The organism is Pseudomonas sp. B40(2017) (genome assembly GCF_002112855.1).
GTDB lineage: Bacteria > Pseudomonadota > Gammaproteobacteria > Pseudomonadales > Pseudomonadaceae > Aquipseudomonas > Aquipseudomonas pharyngis.
The window spans coordinates 494,768-515,417 of sequence record NZ_NEIT01000007.1 but is presented as its reverse complement, the minus strand read 5'-3'; the positions used below and the strand labels follow the sequence as shown (position 1 = coordinate 515,417).

19 protein-coding genes are annotated in these 20,650 nt (G+C 61.4%); 12 read left to right on the top strand and 7 right to left on the bottom strand.

The features are described from left to right. Nucleotides 1–87 precede the first annotated feature (87 nt). The 3 genes from CAF76_RS22470 to CAF76_RS22460 are packed head-to-tail and all read right to left on the bottom strand — an operon-like array spanning nucleotide 88 to nucleotide 4,051. Nucleotides 88–1,668, bottom strand: a complete 1,581-nt coding sequence (locus CAF76_RS22470) for an aldehyde dehydrogenase (NADP(+)) (protein WP_085648439.1) — start codon at nucleotides 1,666–1,668, stop codon at nucleotides 88–90. 9 nt (nucleotides 1,669–1,677) lie between these two features. Next, entirely contained in the window at nucleotides 1,678–2,670 is a 993-nt protein-coding gene (gene araD1, locus CAF76_RS22465; RefSeq protein WP_085648438.1) for an AraD1 family protein, read from the bottom strand. Between the two features lie 58 nt (nucleotides 2,671–2,728). Next, nucleotides 2,729–4,051, bottom strand: a complete 1,323-nt coding sequence (locus tag CAF76_RS22460) for an MFS transporter (protein ID WP_085648437.1) — start codon at nucleotides 4,049–4,051, stop codon at nucleotides 2,729–2,731. A 193-nt stretch (nucleotides 4,052–4,244) separates the two neighbouring features. Here CAF76_RS22460 and CAF76_RS22455 point away from each other — a divergent pair, with 193 nt between their 5' ends. Together CAF76_RS22455 and CAF76_RS22450 are read left to right on the top strand one after the other, a co-directional pair. Then, nucleotides 4,245–5,981, top strand: a complete 1,737-nt coding sequence (locus tag CAF76_RS22455; protein ID WP_064380416.1) for an IlvD/Edd family dehydratase — start codon at nucleotides 4,245–4,247, stop codon at nucleotides 5,979–5,981. A 188-nt stretch (nucleotides 5,982–6,169) separates the two neighbouring features. Then, complete coding sequence (locus CAF76_RS22450; RefSeq protein WP_085648436.1) at nucleotides 6,170–6,889, top strand: FadR/GntR family transcriptional regulator; 720 nt, start codon at nucleotides 6,170–6,172, stop codon at nucleotides 6,887–6,889. A gap of 263 nt (nucleotides 6,890–7,152) precedes the next feature. On the opposite strand, the gene CAF76_RS22445 is transcribed toward CAF76_RS22450, so the two are convergent. Together CAF76_RS22445 and CAF76_RS22440 are read right to left on the bottom strand one after the other, a co-directional pair. Continuing rightward, entirely contained in the window at nucleotides 7,153–9,537 is a 2,385-nt protein-coding gene (locus CAF76_RS22445; RefSeq protein ID WP_085648435.1) for an RND family transporter, read from the bottom strand. A gap of 28 nt (nucleotides 9,538–9,565) precedes the next feature. Beyond that, nucleotides 9,566–10,594, bottom strand: a complete 1,029-nt coding sequence (locus tag CAF76_RS22440; protein ID WP_085648434.1) for a YCF48-related protein — start codon at nucleotides 10,592–10,594, stop codon at nucleotides 9,566–9,568. Between the two features lie 324 nt (nucleotides 10,595–10,918). Between CAF76_RS22440 and CAF76_RS22435 the strand changes: the two genes are divergently transcribed. The 7 genes from CAF76_RS22435 to CAF76_RS22405 all read left to right on the top strand — a co-directional run bounded on the left by CAF76_RS22435 (nucleotide 10,919) and on the right by CAF76_RS22405 (nucleotide 16,265). Continuing rightward, entirely contained in the window at nucleotides 10,919–11,509 is a 591-nt protein-coding gene (locus CAF76_RS22435; protein WP_007957412.1) for an amino acid synthesis family protein, read from the top strand. Nucleotides 11,510–11,541: 32 nt separating this feature from the next. Continuing rightward, nucleotides 11,542–12,375, top strand: a complete 834-nt coding sequence (locus tag CAF76_RS22430) for an alpha/beta fold hydrolase (RefSeq protein ID WP_085610541.1) — start codon at nucleotides 11,542–11,544, stop codon at nucleotides 12,373–12,375. Continuing rightward, the gene (locus tag CAF76_RS22425; protein ID WP_085648433.1) at nucleotides 12,372–13,853 is read left to right on the top strand and encodes an aldehyde dehydrogenase; all 1,482 of its coding nucleotides are present in this window, start codon (nucleotides 12,372–12,374) and stop codon (nucleotides 13,851–13,853) included. Before CAF76_RS22430 ends, CAF76_RS22425 begins: the two co-directional genes overlap by 4 nt. A gap of 12 nt (nucleotides 13,854–13,865) precedes the next feature. Then, nucleotides 13,866–14,351 (top strand): flavin reductase family protein, encoded by a 486-nt coding sequence (locus CAF76_RS22420; protein WP_085610543.1) that lies wholly within the window; start codon nucleotides 13,866–13,868, stop codon nucleotides 14,349–14,351. Between the two features lie 136 nt (nucleotides 14,352–14,487). Further along, nucleotides 14,488–14,877 carry a carboxymuconolactone decarboxylase family protein gene (locus CAF76_RS22415; RefSeq protein WP_007968634.1) on the top strand — a complete coding sequence of 130 codons (390 nt, stop codon included), beginning with the start codon at nucleotides 14,488–14,490 and terminating at the stop codon, nucleotides 14,875–14,877. Nucleotides 14,878–14,935: 58 nt separating this feature from the next. Continuing rightward, nucleotides 14,936–15,700, top strand: coding sequence for a GntR family transcriptional regulator (locus CAF76_RS22410; RefSeq protein ID WP_007957403.1), 765 nt, complete (start codon nucleotides 14,936–14,938; stop codon nucleotides 15,698–15,700). 1 nt (nucleotide 15,701) lies between these two features. Then, nucleotides 15,702–16,265 carry an NUDIX hydrolase gene (locus tag CAF76_RS22405; protein ID WP_011334615.1) on the top strand — a complete coding sequence of 188 codons (564 nt, stop codon included), beginning with the start codon at nucleotides 15,702–15,704 and terminating at the stop codon, nucleotides 16,263–16,265. A gap of 57 nt (nucleotides 16,266–16,322) precedes the next feature. On the opposite strand, the gene CAF76_RS22400 is transcribed toward CAF76_RS22405, so the two are convergent. Then, on the bottom strand, nucleotides 16,323–16,805 hold the full coding sequence (locus tag CAF76_RS22400; RefSeq protein WP_085648432.1) for a hypothetical protein: 483 nt from the start codon (nucleotides 16,803–16,805) through the stop codon (nucleotides 16,323–16,325). A gap of 138 nt (nucleotides 16,806–16,943) precedes the next feature. Further along, nucleotides 16,944–17,237, bottom strand: coding sequence for a DUF1330 domain-containing protein (locus tag CAF76_RS22395; RefSeq protein ID WP_085648431.1), 294 nt, complete (start codon nucleotides 17,235–17,237; stop codon nucleotides 16,944–16,946). 65 nt (nucleotides 17,238–17,302) lie between these two features. Here CAF76_RS22395 and ribBA point away from each other — a divergent pair, with 65 nt between their 5' ends. The 3 genes from ribBA (at nucleotide 17,303) to CAF76_RS22380 (ending at nucleotide 20,644) form a co-directional block, all read left to right on the top strand. Next, entirely contained in the window at nucleotides 17,303–18,412 is a 1,110-nt protein-coding gene (ribBA, locus tag CAF76_RS22390; protein WP_085648430.1) for a bifunctional 3,4-dihydroxy-2-butanone-4-phosphate synthase/GTP cyclohydrolase II, read from the top strand. Between the two features lie 265 nt (nucleotides 18,413–18,677). Then, nucleotides 18,678–19,703: an ABC transporter substrate-binding protein gene (locus CAF76_RS22385; protein WP_085648429.1), complete on the top strand. Its 1,026-nt coding sequence runs from the start codon at nucleotides 18,678–18,680 to the stop codon at nucleotides 19,701–19,703. Next, nucleotides 19,700–20,644, top strand: coding sequence for an ABC transporter permease (locus CAF76_RS22380; protein ID WP_039766889.1), 945 nt, complete (start codon nucleotides 19,700–19,702; stop codon nucleotides 20,642–20,644). Before CAF76_RS22385 ends, CAF76_RS22380 begins: the two co-directional genes overlap by 4 nt. Nucleotides 20,645–20,650: the final 6 nt, after the last annotated feature.

Below are 20,650 nucleotides of genomic sequence, written 5' to 3'. Positions count from 1 at the left end.
TGCTCGCGATAGCGGTGCATCAGTCGACATACATGTCGCCTGACGATCGCGAGCAGGCTCGCTCCCCCCATTGACTGGGTTCGGCGGTTAGAGGGCATCGCGCGATGGCTTGCCATCGACCAGCCGCTGTATGCGCAACGGGTTGGCGTTTTTCAGCGGTTCCGGCAGCAGACTGTCGGGGTAGTTCTGGAAGCACACCGGACGCAGGAATCGATCGATCGCCAGCGTGCCCACCGAAGTGCCGCGGGCATCGGAGGTCGCCGGATAAGGCCCGCCGTGCACCATCGAATCGCACACTTCGACACCGGTCGGATAACCATTGAGCAGGATCCGTCCGACCTTCTGTTCCAGCAACGGCGTCAGCTCCGGGAAGCGCTCGAAATCCGTCTGCTCGCCGATGATGGTCGCCGTCAGTTGCCCGTGCAGGCCCTGCAACGCCGCGCTCAACTGCGCCTTGTCGGCCACTTCAACGATCACCGTGGTCGGGCCGAACACTTCTTCCTGCAGCACTTCATCGCCATCGACCAGCAGGCTGACATCGGCCTTGAACAACTGCGGCTGCGCCTGATTGCCCTGCTGCGGATTGCCCGCCAGATGCTCGATGCCGGCGTGCGCCAGGAGTTTTTCCAGGCCTTTGCCGTAGCTGCCGAGGGTGCCGGCATTGAGCATGGTTTGCGCCGGTTGATCACCGATCAGCGCCGCGACTTGCTCAACGAATGCGGTGAACTGTGGCGAACGGATGCCGATCACCAGGCCCGGGTTGGTACAGAACTGACCGCAGCCCTGCACCACCGACGCGGTGAGATCGCGAGCAACGGTTTCCGAGCGCACGGCCAGGGCCTCGGGCAACACGATCACCGGGTTGATGCTCGACATCTCGGCGAACACCGGAATCGGTTGAGGGCGCGCGGCGGCCATGTCACACAGCGCCCGTCCACCGCGCAGCGAGCCGGTGAAACCCACGGCCAGAATCGCAGGATGCTTGACCAGCCATTCGCCGACGCCACCGCCGTAGATCATGTTGAACACGCCGGCCGGCATAGCGGTTTTTTCTGCTGCACGGATCAACGCGTCGGCAACCAATTCGGCCGTGGCCATATGACCGCTGTGAGCCTTGAACACCACCGGGCAACCGGCCGCCAGCGCCGACGCGGTATCGCCGCCAGCAGTGGAGAACGCCAGCGGAAAATTGCTGGCGCCGAACACCGCCACCGGCCCCAGGCCGATACGGTACTGACGCAGATCCGGACGCGGCAACGGCTGACGATCCGGCAATGGCAGGTCGATGCGTGCACCGTAGAAATCACCGCGCCGCAGGACTTTGGCGAACAAGCGCATCTGGCCGCTGGTGCGCCCTCTTTCGCCTTGAATCCGCCCGGCCGGCAGCGCGGTTTCGCGACAGACCACGGCGACGAAATCATCACCCAGTGCGTCCAGCTCATCGGCAATCGCATCGAGAAACTGCGCACGGCGTTCGGCGCTGAGGCTGCGATACGCCGGATACGCCGCCGCAGCGGCCTTGGCGGCGGCGTCGACTTCCGCTTCCGTGGCCTGAATGAAATCGTGGGGCAGTGCTTCGCCCGTGGTGGCGTCGACGCTTTGCAGCTTGACGTTGCCCGCCGCGCTGCGACGACCGCCGATGTAGTTGTGACCGAGAATCTGAGTCATGGGATCTCCTTAAAGGGTGCCGATGCTGTCCGGTTCGAATGCCGCTGCAACCGGGGCGATGCCGTTGACCAGCGGTGCGCCGAATTCAGCCTGGCTGATCTCGAAGACGTCGCCGGGCTGAGTGCGGATGCCATCGGCGAACGACAGGGTCGCGGTGCCGAAAAAGTGAATGTGCACGTCGCCAGGACGCAGGAACTGGCGGTACTTGAAGTGGTGGTATTCGAGGTTCGCCAGACTGTGGCACATGTTGGCCTCGCCGCTGAGGAACTCGTTCTGCCACAGCACTTCGCCGTCGCGCAGGATGCGACTGGTGCCCGCCAGGTGTTGAGGCAATTCACCCGTGCGAAGTTCCGGGCCGTAGCTGCAACTGCGCAGCTTGGAGTGGGCCAGGTACAGGTAATTCTTGCGTTCCATGACGTGATCGGAGAACTCGTTGCCCACCGCAAACCCGAGGCGATACGGCCTGCCGTCGTGGCCGATGATGTAGAGGCCGGCCATCTCCGGCTCCTCGCCGGCGTCTTCGGCAAACGGCGGCAGCGGGAACGGCTGACCGGGACGCACAACGATGCTGCCGTCGCCCTTGTAGAACCATTCCGGCTGCACCCCGGCCTGCCCCGCCGCCGGTTTTCCACCCTCCACCCCCCACTTGAAGATGCGCATGGTGTCGGTCATCGCCGCTTCGTCGCCGGCCTGCTGGTGCATCTTGTCCCGGGCCGACGCGCTGCCGAGGTGCGTGAGGCCGGTGCCGCTGACCAGCAAGTGCGCCGGGTCCGGGTGATCCAGTGGCGGCAGGATCCGCAGTTGGGCCAGCAACTCGGCGTAATCATGGCTGATGCCCAGGCCGAGGGTCTGCACTTGCTGCGCGAGCGTGTTGCCGGCCTCGATTGCCGCCAGGGCAAGATCACGAACCGTGCGCGCATCCTGCACTTCACGCACCAGACCGTCCTCGACCACCCCGACACGGCGCTCGCCGTTACTCAATTCGAATTGAACCAGATGCATAAATCCTCTCCTATTCCCTCAAAAACACAGCGCTCCCACAGGGGCCAGTGTTGATCATTCAGGTGCGCGTCGCACCGCGTGCGCTCGCTGCAAATTGCTCGACTGGCAGCACATGCTTGCGCTCCAGCAAGCGATAAACGACGCCCGTCAGAATCAGCCCGAACACCATCACCCCGGACAGGAAGTACAGGCCCGAAGCGAGGTTGCCGGTGTATTCCTTCAGCGCGCCGATCACGAACGGGCCGATGTAACCGCCGAGGTTGCCCACCGAGTTGATCAAGGCGATCCCGGCCGCCGCGCTGGCACCGGCAAAGAATCGGCCCGGCAGCGTCCAGAACACCGCCGTGCAGGAAAACAACGCAAACGCCACTAGACACAACGCCGCCAGTTGCGCCACCGGCAACGACAGCCAGGCGCTGAGGAACAGGCCCATGGCACCCAGCACATAGAGCACCGCCAGATGGCCGTAGCGGTCGTTCAAACGGTCGGAACTGCGCGGAATGATCAGCAGGCCGATGATCCCGAAAATGTACGGCACCGAGGACACGAAACCGGTGACCAGATCACTGCCGCCAAACTGTTTGATCAGGGTCGGCAACCACAGGCCCAGGCCATAGATGCTCAGGGTCACCGGCAGGTAGAACAGCGCCAGCAGCAATACGCGTTTGTCTTTCAGCGCATGCAGCGGATTGCCGTGACGGGTCTGGCCGTATTCCTGCAAGTCCTTTTTCAGCTCGCCGGTCAGCCAGTCCTTCTCGGCCTGGTCCATCCATTTCACTTGCTGCGGGCCGTCCGGCAGCCAGTGCAATACCGGCCAGGTCAGCAGGATCGCCGGGGTGCCGATAACGATGAACAACCACTGCCAGCCGTGCAGGCCGAGGATGCCGTCCATGCCCAGCAAACCGCCCGAAACGGGGCCGGTGATCATCATCGCGATGGGTTGGGACAGGATGAACAGCCCGAGGATCTTGCCGCGGTGGCGCACCGGGAACCATTGGGTGATGTAGTAAAGAACGCCGGGAAAGAAACCCGCCTCCGCCGCGCCGAGCAGAAAGCGCATCACGTAGAAACTGTGCGGGCCCTGAACGAAGGCCATGCCGATGGTGATCGCGCCCCAAGTGATCATGATCCGCGCAAACCAGCGCCGCGCGCCGAAGCGTTCGAGCATCAGGTTGCTGGGGATTTCAAACAGAAAGTAGCCGATGAAAAACAGCCCGGCGCCAAGGCCGTAGGCGGCATCGCCGATGCCGATGTCGGCGCCCATGTGCAGCTTGGCGAAGCCGACGGCAGAGCGATCCACATAGGCGATCAGGTACAGCAGGATCAGGAAGGGAATCAGTTTCAACGTGATGCGCCGGACAAGCCGCAGTTCCTGGCTCATGAGATCGGTCTCCGATTGTTGTTTTTATGGAACCTCGGGGGACGCCTCTCGCGGAAAACCGCCAGGGCCGTCCCTCCGTCGAAATCGACTATATAGTAATACTAATTACGCAACAACACTTCCAAACCGGTGATTTTGCGCTTATGTTTAGTCAAAGCTCGCAAACAATAGTCTTACAATAAGAGAATCGATCATGTCTGATAAGAAACCCACCCTGCGCTCCGCCCAATGGTTTGGCACGGCCGACAAGAACGGCTTCATGTACCGCAGCTGGATGAAGAATCAGGGCATCGCCGACCATCAGTTTCACGGCAAGCCGATCATCGGCATCTGCAACACCTGGTCGGAACTGACCCCGTGCAACGCGCACTTCCGCCAGATCGCGGAACACGTCAAACGCGGGGTGATCGAGGCTGGCGGCTTCCCGGTGGAATTCCCGGTGTTCTCCAATGGCGAATCGAACCTGCGCCCGACCGCCATGCTCACCCGCAACCTGGCGAGCATGGACGTCGAGGAAGCGATTCGCGGCAATCCGATTGACGGCGTGGTGCTGCTGACCGGTTGCGACAAGACCACCCCGGCCCTGCTGATGGGCGCGGCCAGTTGCGACGTACCGGCGATCGTCGTCACCGGCGGGCCGATGCTCAACGGCAAGCACAAGGGCAAGGACATCGGCTCCGGCACCGTGGTCTGGCAGCTCAGCGAACAGGTCAAGGCCGGCACCATCACGATTGACGATTTCCTCGCGGCCGAGGGCGGCATGTCCCGCTCGGCCGGCACCTGCAACACCATGGGCACCGCGTCGACCATGGCCTGCATGGCCGAAGCACTCGGCACTTCCCTGCCGCACAACGCGGCGATTCCGGCGGTGGATGCGCGGCGCTATGTGCTGGCGCACATGTCCGGCATGCGTGCGGTGGAGATGGTTCGTGAGGATCTGAAACTGTCGAAGATCCTGACCAAGGAAGCCTTCGAAAACGCGATCCGGGTCAACGCGGCCATTGGCGGTTCGACCAACGCGGTAATCCACCTCAAAGCCATCGCCGGGCGCATCGGCGTCGAGCTGGATCTGGACGACTGGACGCGCATCGGTCGCGGCATGCCGACCATCGTCGACCTGCAACCGTCCGGGCGTTTCCTGATGGAGGAGTTCTACTACGCGGGCGGTTTGCCGGCCGTGCTGCGCCGCCTCGGTGAGGCCAATCTGATTCCCAATCCAAATGCATTGACCGTCAACGGCAAATCCATCGGCGAGAACACCAAGGACGCACCGATCTACGGTGAAGACGAAGTGATCCGCACCCTCGACAATCCGATCCGCGCCGACGGCGGCATCTGTGTGTTGCGCGGCAACCTGGCGCCACTGGGCGCGGTGCTCAAGCCGTCAGCCGCCACGCCGGAACTGATGCAACACCGTGGGCGCGCGGTGGTGTTCGAGAATTTCGACATGTACAAGGCGCGGATCAACGACCCGGAACTGGACGTCGATGCGGACTCGATTCTGGTGATGAAGAACTGCGGGCCGAAGGGTTATCCGGGCATGGCCGAAGTCGGCAACATGGGTTTGCCGGCCAAGCTGCTGGCGCAGGGCGTGACCGACATGGTGCGCATCTCCGACGCACGGATGAGCGGCACCGCGTATGGCACCGTTGTCTTGCACGTAGCTCCGGAAGCGGCGGCCGGCGGGCCTTTGGCGGCGGTGAAGGAAGGCGACTGGATCGAGCTGGACTGCGCCAGCGGGCGTTTGCATCTGGACATTCCGGACGCTGAACTGGCGGCGCGCATGGCGGATCTGCAACCGCCGCAGCAGCTGTTGGTGGGTGGGTATCGTCAGTTGTACATCGACCATGTGCTGCAGGCGGATCAGGGTTGCGATTTCGACTTCCTGGTAGGTTGCCGAGGGGCTGAAGTCCCGCGCCATTCTCACTAAAACCGCCATCCTTTTGTGGGAGCCAGCCTGCTGGCGATGGCGATCTGTCAGTTGATATTCATATTGACTGATACACCGCTATCGCTGGCAAGCCAGCTCCCACATTTGCTTTGTGTATCCACCTCAAGATTGTGTCGTGCCTGCTATGATGCGCGGCATCTCCATCGCTCAGGATCGCGCCACTCCCTATGGATTACCGCAAACCTTCCGACCGTAAAAGCATGCACTCGCGCATCGTCCAGGAACTGGGCATGCAGATTGTTTCCGGACGTTTTCTGCCCTGCGACAAACTGCCCGCCGAAGCCCTGCTCTGCGAGGAGTACGCGGTCAGCCGGCCGGTGTTGCGCGAAGCCACGCGAGTGCTGGTCGCCAAGGGCCTGGTGTATTCCAAACCCCGCGTCGGCACCGTGGTCAAGCCGCGCCGCGAATGGCACATGCTCGACCCGGACGTATTGCACTGGTTGATGCAAAGCAGCCCGCAGAACGAGTTCTTCAACGTCCTGACCAGCGTGCGCAGCATCATCGAACCGGCCGCCGCCGCCCTCGCCGCCCAGCATGCGACCGATGCCGACATTGCCGCCATCAACGAAGCCTATCAACGCATGGAGGCCGCGCCGACGCCGGAAGCCTTGTTGCAGCCGGATCTGGATTTCCATAGCCGGATTGCCGATGCGACGCACAACGATTTGCTGGCGAACCTGTGCAACATGCTCGCGGTGGCGATTGCCGAGGCATTGAAGCATTCCAATCAACGGCCGAATCTGCATGAGTTGGCGTTGCCGCGGCATAAGGCGATTCTGACGGCGATCGAGAATCGTGATGCGTTGGGGGCTCGGCATGCGACGTTGGTGCAGTTGGATGATGCGCGCAGTGCCTTGAGTGTTGTGCTGGGGGCGGATCTTTCTTAAGCCTTGAGACCGCTTGCCCTCACCCTAGCCCTCTCCCAGAGGGAGAGGGAACCGATTGGGGGATACTTGAGAGATACGCCGACTTGAACGATCCGCTTTGAATCCATAATCGACTCGGTTTTTCAGGTCGATGTATCACGCGAGACATTGCGGTCAGTCCCCTCTCCCTCCGGGAGAGGGCTAGGGTGAGGGGCTTTTGATCTTGCCCCATAAAAAAGCCGCAACCCTTCAAGGTTGCGGCTTTTTCATTTCAGCCAAACGGATCAGTGAGCAAACAACGAATTGCCCTTCTGCCCTGCCAGTTTCTCCGGCTTGATCAGGAACTTCGCCAGTGCCGGCAGCAGCCACAGCGCACCGAACATGTTCCACAGCAGCATGAAGGTCAGCATCAGGCCCATGTCGGCCTGGAACTTGATCGCCGAGAAGATCCAGGTGCATACACCAATGGCCAGGCACAGGCCGGTGAACAGCACCGCCTTACCGGTGGATTTCAGGGTCTGGTAATAGGCTTCCTGCAACGGCAAACCGGCACGCAGGAAACTTTCCAGACGGCTGTAGATGTAGATGCCGTAGTCCACGCCGATCCCCACGCCCAGCGCCACCACCGGCAACGTCGCAACTTTCACGCCGATGCCCATGAACGCCATCAGCGCGTTGCCCAGCACCGAGGTCAGCACCAGCGGCAGCACGATGCACAGGGTCGCCGCCCACGAGCGGAAGGTGATCATGCACATGACCGCCACGCAGATGTACACCAGGATCAGGATGGTCAGCTCGGACTTCTTGATCACCTCGTTGGTGGCCGCTTCGATGCCGGCGTTACCGGCAGCGAGGATGAATTCCAGGCCTTCCTTGTTGTTTTCCTTGGCGAAGTCCTGCACCGCATGCACCGCCCGATCCAGGGTTTCAGCCTTGTGGTCGTTGAGGAACACCAACACCGGCGCCAGCGAGCAGCTGTTGTTGTACAGGCCGTCGGCCCGGGCGATGGAGTTGTTCAGCACGTCCGGGTTGCGCGACAGGGTTTCCCATTTCAGGTTGCCCTCGTTCATGCCCTTGATCATCTGCTTGGACACGGTCACCAGCGAGATCGCCGACTGCACGCCCTCGGTGTTCTGCATCTTCCACATCAGCTCGTCGATCGGCGCCATGGCTTCATAACGCGAGCAGCCTTCGGACTTGGTCTTGACCATCACCACCAGCACATCGGAGCTGGTCGAGTAGTTATTGATGATGAAGTTGTTGTCCTTGTTGTAGCGTGAGTCCGGACGCAGTTCCGGCGCGCCCTGGTCGAGGTCGCCGATCTTCAGGTTCTGGCTGTACCAGAGGCCGCCACCGAAGGCGACCAGCGCCAAAGCGATGGAGATCGGCGCGACTTTCGGGTTGGCGAAGTTCGACAGCAGGCGCCAGAACGGATGTTCGCGGTGCGCGTCCTTCTTGCTCTTGGCAATGGCGCGCTTGCTGATGCCGACATAGGAAATCGCCACCGGCAGCAGGATCAGGTTGGTGAACACGATCACCGCCACGCCGATGGAAGCGCCGATAGCCAGCTCGCGGATCACCCCGATGTCGATGATCAGCAGTGTGATGAAGCCGACGGCGTCCGCCAGAATCGCGATCATCCCCGGCAGGAACAACTGACGGAAGGTCCGCCGTGCGGCCGTCAACGCGTTGTCCGCCTCACCGGATTGCAGGGCGATACCGTTGATTTTCTGCACGCCGTGGGAAATGCCGATGGCGAAGATCAGGAACGGCACCAGCATCGAATACGGATCGAGGCCGAACCCGAAGAAGTGCATCAACCCGAGTTGCCAGACCACCGCCACCAGCGTGGTGCTCAACACCGCCACGGTGCTGCGCAGGCAGTTGGTGAACCACAACAGCAGGATCAGGGTGATGACGAAGGCGATGCCGAAGAACATCACCACCATCACCAGGCCGTCGATCAGGTCACCGACCTTCTTGGCGAAACCGACGATGTGGATCTTGACGTTGGGGTTCTGCGCTTCGAACTTGTTGCGGATCTTGTCTTCGAGCTCATGGGAGAACTGGCGATAGTCCAGCGCCAGCAACTTGCCTTGGTCCTGCGGGTCCGGGTAGGACTCCAGCAGCGGGATGTCGACAATACTCGACTTGAAGTCGTTGGCCACCAGACGCCCGACCTGACCGGACTTGAGCACGTTGTTGCGCAGCAGATCGAGGCTGTCCTGGGAGCCGTTGTAGCTTTGCGGGATCACTTCGCCGCCGGCAAAACCTTCCTCGGTCACTTCGGTCCAGCGCACGCTCGGGCTCCACAGCGACTTGAGGCCGGAACGGTCGACGCCGGAGATGTAGAACACCTCGTCGTTGATCTGGCGCAGGGTCTCCATGTACTCCCTGGAGAAGATGTCGCCGTCCTTCGCTTCCACCGAAATGCGCACGGTGTTGCCCAGGTTCGCCAGATCGTTGCGGTGCTCCATCATTTTTTCAATGAACGGATGCTTGAGCGGGATCATCTTTTCGAAACTGGTGGACGGACGGATCAGCGTGGCCTGCCAGAACAGGAAAATGCTGACCAGCAGGCAGATCACGATCACTGCCGGGCGGTTGTTGAAGATCAGGCGCTCGAGAAACGTCGCCTTGTCCTGATGATGAGTGCTCAAGGAAGTCATAGCCCCGCCTTCTTATTATTGATTCGGCTCATTTGCCCAGCTCGGCGCCGTTCGGCGAAGTGACCCGGACGCCACCCTGCCCGCTCAGGATCAGATTGCCGTTGCCGGCGGCGGTGACCGACGACAGCGAGATGCGATCCGGACGGTTGAACACGCTGAAGGTTTCGCCGTTGTCGCTGCTGCTGACCACCGAGCCGCCGTTGCCGACGATGACGATGGAGCCGTCCGCAAGCAGTGTGGCACCGGACAGGCCGAACTCCAGCGAACCGCGCGCGGCTTTCAGTTCGACCTGTTCCCAGGTGCTGCCGAAATCGGTGGAGCGGTAAAGGTTGCCCCGCAGACCGTAGGCCAGCAGGGTTTGCGGCTGCGCCGTACCGATCACGCCGAACAGCGAGCCTTCGTACGGGCCTTCGAGTTTTTCCCAGGTCTGGCCCCAGTCGGCGGAGCGGAACATGCTGCCCGACTCGCCAACGATGAACAGACCGGCGTCTTTTACCGCGCCGATGGCGTTTAGGTGGAACTGGTCTTCGTTGTCGAGGCGATCACTGACGTCTTCCCAGTGCTTGCCGCCATCGGTGGTTTCCAGCAGCGCGCCGTAGGCACCCACCGCCAGGCCGCTGTTGACGTCCTTGAACCAGACGTCGAGCAGCGGCGATTCGCGCTTGAGGTCTTCGAACTGTTTGGTCCAGGTCAGGCCGCCGTCTTCGCTGGCGAGGATCTGCGCGTCGTGGCCGACGGCCCAGCCGTGCTTGTCATCGACGAAATACACGGCGGTCAGCAACTGGCGGCTCGGCACCTTGGCCTGGGTCCAGGTCTTGCCCTGGTCGTCGGAATAGAGAATGTGCCCACGATCCCCGACCGCCACCAGGCGGGTTCCGGCGTGAACGACATCGAGCATCAGGCTTTTCGAGGCCTTGGCCGATTCGGTGGAATAGACCACGTCGGCTGGCGCTCCGGCGGCGAGAACCGGCGCCGACAATGTGGCAAAGCCCAGCAGAGAGAGTGCTGTGGCCAGCAACGCGGTGTTGCGTAACGCCGGCGGGCGGCAACGACTCATAGACCTTCCCCTGTTTATTATTGTTGGTCATGGACCTTAAGGGCGCCGCAAGGGTGCTCACGGTGACTGCCTGGTCACAAGCATAGTCCTGAAACCCGCTGTCCAGAGCCCCTTCGGAAGCTGGCTCATCCTATCGGGCATTCGAAACGTCTGACAATCGGCGCAACGTTATCTTTTGTTAACCGAAAGGGACTACAGCGGCGGCTGAATGCGCGGGCATTCGTCCGACTGATGGCGGGGATTCTTGCGAGGGGGACTTGCACGATCGGTATTATGGTATACCATCAGACGCACAGACACTCTTTATCCCCTACGGAGCAGCTCATGAGTTTCGAAATTCGCAAGATCGTCAGCTATGTCGAAGAGACCTTCATTGAAGGCGGCAAGGCGTCCGACACCCCGGTGACCATGGTCGGCCTGGCCGTCGTGATGAAGAACCCGTGGGTCGGCAATGGGTTTGTCGAAGACCTCAAGCCGCAGATCCGCGCCAATTGTTCGGATCTCGGCGCGATGATGGTCGAGCGTCTGGTGGGGATCATCGGCGGCGCCGAGAAGATCGAGGCTTACGGCAAAGCCGCGGTCGTCGGTGCCGATGGCGAAATCGAGCACGCGTCGGCGGTGATCCACACCCTGCGCTTCGGCAACCACTACCGCGAAGCGGTCAAGGCCAAGAGCTACCTGAGCTTCACCAACAAGCGCGGCGGTCCGGGCACTTCGATTCAGATTCCGATGATGCACAAGGATGACGAAGGCCTGCGCTCGCACTACATCACCCTGGAAATGCAGATCGAAGACGCCCCGCGCGCCGACGAAATCGTCGTGGTGCTCGGTTGCGCCGACGGTGGTCGCCTGCACCCGCGCATCGGCAACCGCTACATCGATCTGGAAGAACTGGCCGCCGAAAAAGCCCAGTAACCACAATAAAAAAGGCATTGCAGGAGCGCTCCATGATTCGGCTCACCGCTGAACTCACCCCGGCCGGCACCAGTTATCTGGCGACAGGCGTTGGCCAACCCGTGGTGTTGATCCACGGCGTAGGCCTGAACAAAGAAATGTGGGGCGGCCAGATCGTTGGCCTGGCCACGCAATACCGGGTGATCGCCTACGACATGCTCGGCCATGGCGCCAGCCCGCGACCGGCCAGCGGTACCGCCCTGCTCGGTTACGCTGATCAGTTGCTGGAGCTGCTTGACCACCTGCAATTGCCCGAGGCGTCGGTGATCGGTTTTTCCATGGGCGGTCTGGTGGCGCGGGCGTTTGCCCTGCATTACCCGGAACGCCTGAAAAGCCTGGTGGTGCTCAATAGCGTGTTCAACCGCAGCGAAGAACAGCGCGCCGGGGTCATCGCCCGTACCGCGCAGGCTGCCGAACACGGGCCGGACGCGAATGCCGAAGCGGCGCTGTCGCGCTGGTTCAGCCGTGAATATCAGGCGGCCAACCCGGCGCAGATCGCTGCGATCCGCCAGACCCTGGCTGGCAATGATCCGCAAGGCTATCTGACCACCTACGAACTGTTCGCCACCCAGGACATGTACCGTGCCGACGACCTGGGCAGCATCCAGGCGCCGACGCTGATCGCCACCGGCGAGCTGGACCCCGGATCGACCCCGGAAATGGCCGAGCAACTGGCCGCGCGCATTCCCGGCGCGAAGGTTGCCGTGCTGCCCGAGCAACGGCATATGATGCCGGTAGAGTCGCCACGGCTGGTAAACCAGACGCTGCTGGAATTTCTCGACACCGCATACGCCCGACAAAACCATATAAAGGGGATCGTTGCATGACGCTCGCACGCTTCCAGATGTGCATCGGCGGAGAATGGGTCGACGCCCTCTCCGGCAAGACTTTCGAAAGCCTCAACCCGGCGCTGGCCGAACCCTGGGCCGAATTGCCCGACGCAGATGAGGCCGACGTCGAACGCGCCGTGCAAGCCGCACAGACCGCCTTCGACAGCCCGGCATGGCGTGGTTTGACCGCCACCGCGCGCGGCAAACTGCTGCGTCGTCTCGGTGACCTGATCGCTGAAAACAAGGAACAACTGGCGCAGCTGGAAAGCCGCGACAACGGCAAACTGATCCGCGAAACCCGCGGTCAGGTGGGTTATCTGCCGGAGTTCTTCCACTACACCGCCGGCCTCGCCGACAAGCTCGAAGGCGGCACCCTGCCGCTGGATAAGCCCGATCTGTTCGCCTACACCGTGCACGAAGCCATGGGCGTGGTCGCCGCGATCATTCCCTGGAACAGCCCGCTTTACCTGACCGCGATCAAACTGGCGCCGGCGCTGGCGGCGGGCAACACCATCGTGATCAAACCGTCCGAGCATGCCTCGGCGACCATTCTGGAGCTGGCGCGCCTGGCCCTCGAAGCCGGGATTCCGCCGGGGGTGGTCAACGTCGTCACCGGCTACGGCCCGAGCACTGGCGCCGCCCTCACCCGTCATCCGCTGGTCCGCAAGATCGCCTTCACCGGCGGCGCGGCCACGGCCCGGCATGTGGTGCGCAGCAGCGCCGAGAACTTCGCCAAGCTGTCGCTGGAACTGGGCGGCAAGTCACCGAACATCATCTTCGCCGACGCCGATCTCGACAGCGCGATCAACGGCGCCATCGCCGGGATCTATGCCGCATCCGGGCAGAGCTGCGTATCCGGTTCGCGACTGCTGGTGCAGGACGAAATCTACGACGAGTTCGTCAGCCGACTGGTGGAACGCGCCCAGCGCATCCGCATCGGCAATCCGCAAGACGACAACAGCGAAATGGGCCCGATGGCTACCGCGCAGCAACTGGCGGTGGTGGAGGGTCTGGTGGCTGATGCGATTGCCGAAGGTGCACGCCTGCGTCTGGGTGGCAAGCGTCCGAGTGGCGTGGGTGACGGCTGGTTCTACGAACCGACGCTGTTCGAATGCGATCGCAACTCGATGAAGATCATGCAGGAAGAAGTCTTTGGTCCGGTGGCCTCGGTGATCCGTTTCAAGGACGAAGCCGAAGCGCTGGCGATTGCCAACGACTCGCAGTTCGGCCTCGCTGCCGGCATCTGGACCCGCGATCTGGGTCGTGCCCATCGCCTGGCCCGGGACGTGCGCTCGGGGATTATCTGGGTCAACACTTACCGCGCGGTGTCGGCAATGGCACCGATCGGCGGCTTCAAGAACAGTGGCTATGGACGCGAAAGCGGCATCGATTCGGTGCTGGCCTACACCGAACTGAAAACGGTGTGGATCAACCTCTCCCAGGCGCCGATGCCTGATCCGTTTGTGATGCGTTAGGAGTCCTGCGACATGATCGAACCCGGCATTTACAAAGACGTCATGAGCTCGTTTCCGTCCGGGGTCACGGTGGTCACCACCCTCGACCCGGACGGCGGCATCGTCGGCATCACCGCCAGCGCCTTCAGTGCGCTGTCGATTGATCCGGCGCTGGTGCTGTTCTGTCCCAACTACGCCTCCGACACTTACCCGGTACTGCGCGACAGCAAGAAGTTCGCGATTCATTTGCTGTCCGCCGACCAGACCGCCGAGGCCTATGCCTTCGCCGGCAAAGGCAAGGACAAGGCCAACGGCATCGAGTGGCATTTGAGCGAGCTCGGTAACCCGATCCTCGCCAAGGCCACGGCGATCATCGAGTGCGAACTGTGGCGCGAATACGACGGTGGCGATCACGCGATCATCGTTGGCGCAGTGAAGAACCTGATCCTGCCGGAGCAGCCGGTGACGCCGATGATCTATCACAAGGGCAAGCTCGGCGCATTGCCGACCTTGGCCTGACAGATTCACACAAATTCCACTGTGGGAGCGGGCTTGCTCGCGAAGGCGTCGTGTCAGCCGACACCTATGTTGAATGAGCTACCGCATTCGCGAGCAAGCCCGCTCCCACAAGGGAATTGTGGTGATTGGAGGATTTATGAGTAACGAGAAGTACGAAAAGGGCCTGAAGATCCGCACCCAGGTGCTGGGCGAAGCCTATGTGCAGCGCTCGATCGAGAACGCCGACGACTTCACCCGCCCGCTGCAGGAAATGGTCACCGAATACTGCTGGGGCCACGTCTGGGGACGTGAAGGCCTGTCGCTCAAGGAGCGCAGCATGATCAACCTGGCGATGATCTCGGCGCTCAACCGTCCGCACGAACTGAAACTGCATGTGCGCGGCGCCTTGCGTAACGGCCTGAGTCGTGAGCAAATACGCGAAATTCTGCTTCAGGTCGGTATTTATTGCGGCGTCCCGGCAGCCGTGGACAGTTTCCGGCTCGCCCGTGAAGCCTTCGCCGAAGCCGACGCCGAGGCCTCCAGTTAACCCCTCGGCTGTTTTGATGCCCGTCTGGCATGGACAGCCACCTTAAAGAGCGGACCCCATGAAACGCCTGCCACTCGACGACAGCTTCAAGGTCAATCGCAACCCCGTCACCCTGCGCGAAATCGTGCTGGATAAACTGCGAAGCGCCATCATGAACTTCCAGCTGCTGCCGGGCGATCGCCTGGTGGAGCGCGATCTGTGCGATCGCCTGGGCGTGAGCCGTACGTCGGTGCGTGAAGCCTTGCGTCACCTGGAATCCGAAGGCCTGGTGGAATTCGCCGACGCCAAGGGGCCGCGCGTGGCGATCATCACCCTCGCCGATGCCGTCGACATCTATGAACTGCGCTGCGTGCTCGAAGGCCTGATCGTCCAGCTGTTCACCCTGCGCGCCAAGGCCAAGGACATCAAGGCCCTGGAAAAAGCCCTCGACGAGAACCGCAAGGCACTCAAGGACGGAGAGTTGCAGCAGGTGATCGACTCGGTGCAGGGTTTCTACGACGTGCTGCTGGAAGGTTCCGGCAACCATGTTGCGGCCACTCAGCTGCGTCAGTTACAGGCGCGTATCAGCTACCTGCGGGCGACCTCGGTGTCCCAGGAAAATCGTCGCGGCGCCAGTAATCACGAGATGGAAAAAATGGTCGAGGCGATCAAGAGCGGCGATCCGCTGGCGGCGCATCAGGCGTGCGTCGATCACGTTCGCGCCGCGGCTGCCGTGGCCCTCGATTACCTCAAGCGCAAGCAGGAAGAGACCGGCACCGATCTCAAGAGCACTCCGCCGATCACCCTGCCCATCGCGCTGAAAGAACCGCGCATAGGTCACTGACATGTTCAGCCCGAGCTTTTGCCCGAAATGCGGTGGCGCTGACCTCGGTCAGCAGGTGCCGCCGGGCGATACGCACGAGCGCCTGATGTGCCGCGGCTGCGGCTACATCCACTATGTGAACCCGAAAATCATCGCCGGCTGCATCATCGAACAGGACGGCAAATACCTCTTGTGCCAACGGGCGATTCCCCCGCGTCCCGGCACCTGGACCCTGCCCGCCGGTTTCATGGAAAGCGGCGAAACCACCGAGCAGGCCGCCCTGCGCGAAGTCTGGGAAGAAAGCGGCGTACGCGCGGAAATCGTCTCGCCGTACTCGATCTTCAGCGTGCCGAAGATCAGCGAGGTCTACATCATCTTCCGCGCCCTAGCGCTGGAGATCACCGGCGAGTACGGCCCGGAAACCCTCGCCTGCAAATTCTTCGCCCCCGAAGACATCCCGTGGGAGCAGATCTACTACCCGGCGATCCGGCAGATCCTCGAACGCTACATCGAGGAACGCCAGGCCGGGGTGTATGGCATGTACATGGGCAATGACGACAGCGGCAAAATTCATTTCATGCGCTGATTAAACGTCACTTGCCAGAGATGCAGAGCTGGATCCGGGTCCTCGACAGTTGCTCACTCAATCCGGCATCGCACGAATGATATCCGCCAAATCATCTTTGGTGATTTCATTGGCTTTGAGAGCAGCGAAGATGTCTTTCTTGGAGAGCGGGAAACGTTTGAAAATGTCCTTCAAGGTATCGGCATCAATATTGGAGAGCCAAAGAGGATCAATAAAAGAACCGCCATATTCAGGCTTCATCGGGATTTCTTCGTGGGCAATGGCACCTTTGTGATTCAGATACACAACATAACGATCGTGCCCTTCAGGAAAGCTTTTATCGTGATATAGCGTTGTCCCCATCGGCAGGACATAGTAATTGTCATCGCCACCTTGCCCTTCGATCAGCAGGGGTTCTTTGGTTTTAATCATCTCCAGATCGCATCCCTTCGCACTGTTTCCGAAAATCAGAAAAGCCAGAAAGACTGCATTTACCAATAGAGCAGCCACTAGCCAGAGACCTACTCGCTTACCTGCAAACATCCCTTTTGTCTCGCGCATCAATATTCCCTTAGAGCACATCGTGCATAACCGCAGGCATTAAATTCCGTCCGGCGGGCGATCTCCTGATCCAGAAAAAAATCAAAAGATCGCGGCCACGTTCGATTCTGTAGTTCCTGCGGGTTTACAAGCAAGACGTTACGGCGCCACCCCTTCCACAATAACGATCTCCGCCCTCGCCCACTCCTCGCGATAGCTCTTCGCTTCCTGATACGCCGCCGAGCGATAGCACGCCACCGCCTGCTCGTAGCTGTCGAACTCGATCACCACGCTGCGCTGCGGCGTCGTCCGTCCTTCCATCGCTTCGCTGCGCCCGCCTCTGGCTAAAAACTTCGCGCCGAACTCGGCGAACGCTTTCGGCGCGCGCTGGGTGTATTGGCTGTAGTGATCGGGATCGGTGATGTCCACGTGTGCAATCCAGTACGCCTTCATAGTGACCTCTTGGTTGATTTTGTATTATGGTATACCACGAATTTCATTTACATCGAGAGTCCAGCATGGCCTTCAACAGCATCGAAGAAATCATCGAAGATTATCGCCTCGGCAAAATGGTGTTGCTGGTCGATGACGAGGATCGGGAAAACGAAGGCGACCTGCTGCTGGCCGCCGACCGTTGCACGCCCGAGGCGATCAGTTTCATGGCCCGCGAGGCTCGGGGGCTGATCTGCCTGACGTTGACTGACGATCATTGCCAGCGCCTGGGACTGGAGCAAATGGTGCCGAGCAATGGCAGCGTGTTCAGCACCGCGTTCACGGTCTCCATCGAAGCAGCGGTCGGCGTGACTACCGGCATTTCCGCCGCCGACCGCGCTTGTACGGTGGCCGCTGCGGTGGCGCCGAACGCACGCGCAGAAGACCTGGTGCAGCCCGGCCATATCTTTCCGCTACGCGCCAAGGAAGGTGGCGTGTTGACCCGTGCCGGCCACACCGAAGCCGGTTGTGATCTGGCGCGGCTGGCGGGGTTCACGCCGGCCTCGGTGATCGTCGAGGTGATGAACGACGACGGCACCATGGCCCGTCGTCCGGATCTGGAAATCTTCGCCCGCAAGCACGGGATCAAGATCGGCACCATCGCCGACCTGATCCACTATCGCCTGAGCACTGAACACACCATTGAGCGCATCGGCGAGCGGGAACTGCCGACGGTGCATGGCACGTTTCGCCTGATCACCTTCGAAGATCGCATCGAGGGTGGCGTGCACATGGCGATGGTCATGGGCGAGTTGCGCCGTGAGGAACCGACGCTGGTGCGCGTGCATGTGATCGATCCGCTGCGCGATCTGGTGGGTGCCGAGTACAGCGGGCCGTCGAACTGGACGTTGTGGGCGGCGTTGCAACGGGTCGCGGCCGAAGGGCATGGCGTGGTCGTAGTGCTGGCCAACCATGAGTCTTCCCAGGCGCTGCTGGAGCGCATTCCGCAACTGACTCAGCCGCCTCGGCAGTTCAGTCGCTCGCAATCGCGGATCTATTCGGAGGTCGGCACCGGGGCGCAGATTCTGCAGAACCTGGGCGTCGGCAAGCTGCGCCACTTGGGTCCGCCGCTGAAATATGCCGGTTTGACCGGCTACGATCTTGAGGTGGTCGAGAGCATTCCGTTCACCGAGTAAAGCAGCCCTCTCCCGGAGGGAGAGGGAGCCGACCGAGTTGTTTTACCGCTATACATCGACCTGAAACTCCGAGTCGAACTTGAGTTTTGAACAGCAAGAAGACCTTCGCCAGATAGCCGGTACGGCAAAGTGCTTGCACAAAGCTTGGAATACCATAATATGATATTCCATAGACCGGACGACCTGAAAAACCGTCCAGCTACTGCTCCCGACAGGCGGGCAACAACGCAAGCCCGCTCAAAAACACAACAATGAGGGCGTAAAAATGGTGTTGAACAAAGCTGCAACCGCGATCTTTTTCGCGGGACTGCTGAGCGTGACCGGTCAGGCCGCGATGGCCGCCGAGAGTGTGAACTTTGTCAGCTGGGGCGGTAGCACCCAGGATGCGCAGAAACAGGCCTGGGCCGATCCGTTCAGCAAGGCCAGCGGCATCACCGTCGTGCAGGACGGCCCGACCGACTACGGCAAACTCAAGGCCATGGTCGAAAGCGGCAACGTGCAATGGGACGTGGTCGACGTCGAAGCCGACTTCGCCCTGCGCGCCGCCGCCGAAGGCCTGCTCGAACCCCTCGATTTCAAACAGATCCAGCGCGACAAGATCGACCCGCGTTTTGTCAGCGACCACGGCGTCGGCTCGTTCTTCTTCTCCTTCGTCCTCGGCTACAACGAGGGCAAGCTCGGCGCCAACAAGCCGCAGGACTGGAGCGCGCTGTTCGACACCAAGACCTTCCCCGGCAAACGCGCCCTGTACAAATGGCCGAGCCCCGGCGTGCTTGAACTGGCCCTGCTCGCCGATGGCGTAGCGGCCGACAAGCTCTACCCGCTGGACCTGGATCGCGCCTTCAAGAAACTCGACACCATCAAGAAAGACATCGTCTGGTGGGGTGGCGGCGCGCAGTCGCAGCAACTGCTGGCCTCCGGTGAAGCGAGCATGGGCCAGTTCTGGAACGGCCGGATCCACGCCCTGCAAGAAGACGGCGCACCGGTCGGCGTGAGCTGGAAACAGAACCTGGTCATGGCCGACATTCTGGTCGTGCCAAAGGGTTCGAAAAACAAGGACGCGGCGATGAAGTTCCTGGCCAGCGCCAGCAGTGCCAAAGGCCAGGCCGACTTCTCCAACCTGACCGCCTACGCCCCGGTCAATGTCGACAGTGTGGCGCGTCTGGACTCGACGCTGGCCCCGAACCTGCCGACTGCCTACGCTAAGGATCAGATCACTCTTGATTTCGCGTATTGGGCCAAGAACGGTCCTGCCATCGCGACACGGTGGAACGAATGGCTGGTCAAATGAAAATGGCGGCCACCGCGTCCCGTCCCTCCACTGCCACCGGGAGCGCCGCGAGCGCTGCCGGCCTGGCATCCGGCAAGGCGAGTGCAATGGCGCAAGCCCCGTCCCTCAAGCAACGCTGGCGCGGCGCCGGCAATCTCGCGCCGGCGCTGCTGTTCCTCGGTCTGTTCTTTCTCGCACCGCTGATTGGTTTGTTGCTGCGCGGCGTGCTGGAGCCGGTGCCTGGCCTTGGCAACTATGAACAACTGTTCGCCAACTCGGCGTATGCACGGGTGCTGTTCAACACCTTCTCGGTTGCGGGACTGGTGACGGTGTTCAGCCTGCTGCTGGGCTTTCCGCTGGCCTGGGCGATCACTCTGGTGCCGCGCGGCTGGGGCCGCTGGATCCTCAACATTGTGCTGCTGTCGATGTGGACCAGCCTCCTCGCCCGCACCTATTCGTGGCTGGTGCTGTTGCAGGCTTCGGGCGTCATCAACAAGGCCTTGATGGCCATGGGCATCATCGATCAGCCGCTGGAAATGGTGCACAACCTGACCGGCGTGGTGATCGGCATGAGCTACATCATGATTCCGTTCATCGTGCTGCCGTTGCAGGCGACCATGCAGGCCATCGACCCGATGATCCTGCAGGCCGGTTCGATCTGTGGCGCGAGCCCGTGGACCAATTTCTTCCGGGTGTTCCTGCCGCTGTGCCGGCCGGGTCTGGCGTCCGGCGGGTTGATGGTGTTCGTGATGTCGCTCGGTTACTACGTCACCCCGGCGCTGCTGGGCGGGGCGCAGAACATGATGCTGCCGGAATTCATCATTCAGCAGGTGCAGTCGTTCCTCAACTGGGGTCTGGCCAGCGCCGGCGCCGCGTTGCTGATCGTCATCACGCTGGTGCTGTTCTACGTCTACCTGAAGCTGCAACCGGAATCCCCGGTTGGCGCCAGTAACGCGAGGTAAACCGAC

Coding starts and splice junctions, on each gene's coding strand:
- ribBA (WP_085648430.1), top strand. CDS start 17,303: ATGGCCTTCAACAGCATCGAAGAAATCATCGAAGATTATCGCCTCGGC.
- CAF76_RS22425 (WP_085648433.1), top strand. CDS start 12,372: ATGACGCTCGCACGCTTCCAGATGTGCATCGGCGGAGAATGGGTCGAC.
- CAF76_RS22400 (WP_085648432.1), bottom strand. CDS start 16,805: ATGCGCGAGACAAAAGGGATGTTTGCAGGTAAGCGAGTAGGTCTCTGG.
- CAF76_RS22460 (WP_085648437.1), bottom strand. CDS start 4,051: ATGAGCCAGGAACTGCGGCTTGTCCGGCGCATCACGTTGAAACTGATT.
- CAF76_RS22420 (WP_085610543.1), top strand. CDS start 13,866: ATGATCGAACCCGGCATTTACAAAGACGTCATGAGCTCGTTTCCGTCC.
- CAF76_RS22385 (WP_085648429.1), top strand. CDS start 18,678: ATGGTGTTGAACAAAGCTGCAACCGCGATCTTTTTCGCGGGACTGCTG.
- CAF76_RS22470 (WP_085648439.1), bottom strand. CDS start 1,668: ATGACTCAGATTCTCGGTCACAACTACATCGGCGGTCGTCGCAGCGCG.
- CAF76_RS22435 (WP_007957412.1), top strand. CDS start 10,919: ATGAGTTTCGAAATTCGCAAGATCGTCAGCTATGTCGAAGAGACCTTC.
- CAF76_RS22380 (WP_039766889.1), top strand. CDS start 19,700: ATGAAAATGGCGGCCACCGCGTCCCGTCCCTCCACTGCCACCGGGAGC.
- CAF76_RS22415 (WP_007968634.1), top strand. CDS start 14,488: ATGAGTAACGAGAAGTACGAAAAGGGCCTGAAGATCCGCACCCAGGTG.
- CAF76_RS22395 (WP_085648431.1), bottom strand. CDS start 17,237: ATGAAGGCGTACTGGATTGCACACGTGGACATCACCGATCCCGATCAC.
- CAF76_RS22405 (WP_011334615.1), top strand. CDS start 15,702: ATGTTCAGCCCGAGCTTTTGCCCGAAATGCGGTGGCGCTGACCTCGGT.
- araD1 (WP_085648438.1), bottom strand. CDS start 2,670: ATGCATCTGGTTCAATTCGAATTGAGTAACGGCGAGCGCCGTGTCGGG.
- CAF76_RS22440 (WP_085648434.1), bottom strand. CDS start 10,594: ATGAGTCGTTGCCGCCCGCCGGCGTTACGCAACACCGCGTTGCTGGCC.
- CAF76_RS22445 (WP_085648435.1), bottom strand. CDS start 9,537: ATGACTTCCTTGAGCACTCATCATCAGGACAAGGCGACGTTTCTCGAG.
- CAF76_RS22430 (WP_085610541.1), top strand. CDS start 11,542: ATGATTCGGCTCACCGCTGAACTCACCCCGGCCGGCACCAGTTATCTG.
- CAF76_RS22450 (WP_085648436.1), top strand. CDS start 6,170: ATGGATTACCGCAAACCTTCCGACCGTAAAAGCATGCACTCGCGCATC.
- CAF76_RS22455 (WP_064380416.1), top strand. CDS start 4,245: ATGTCTGATAAGAAACCCACCCTGCGCTCCGCCCAATGGTTTGGCACG.
- CAF76_RS22410 (WP_007957403.1), top strand. CDS start 14,936: ATGAAACGCCTGCCACTCGACGACAGCTTCAAGGTCAATCGCAACCCC.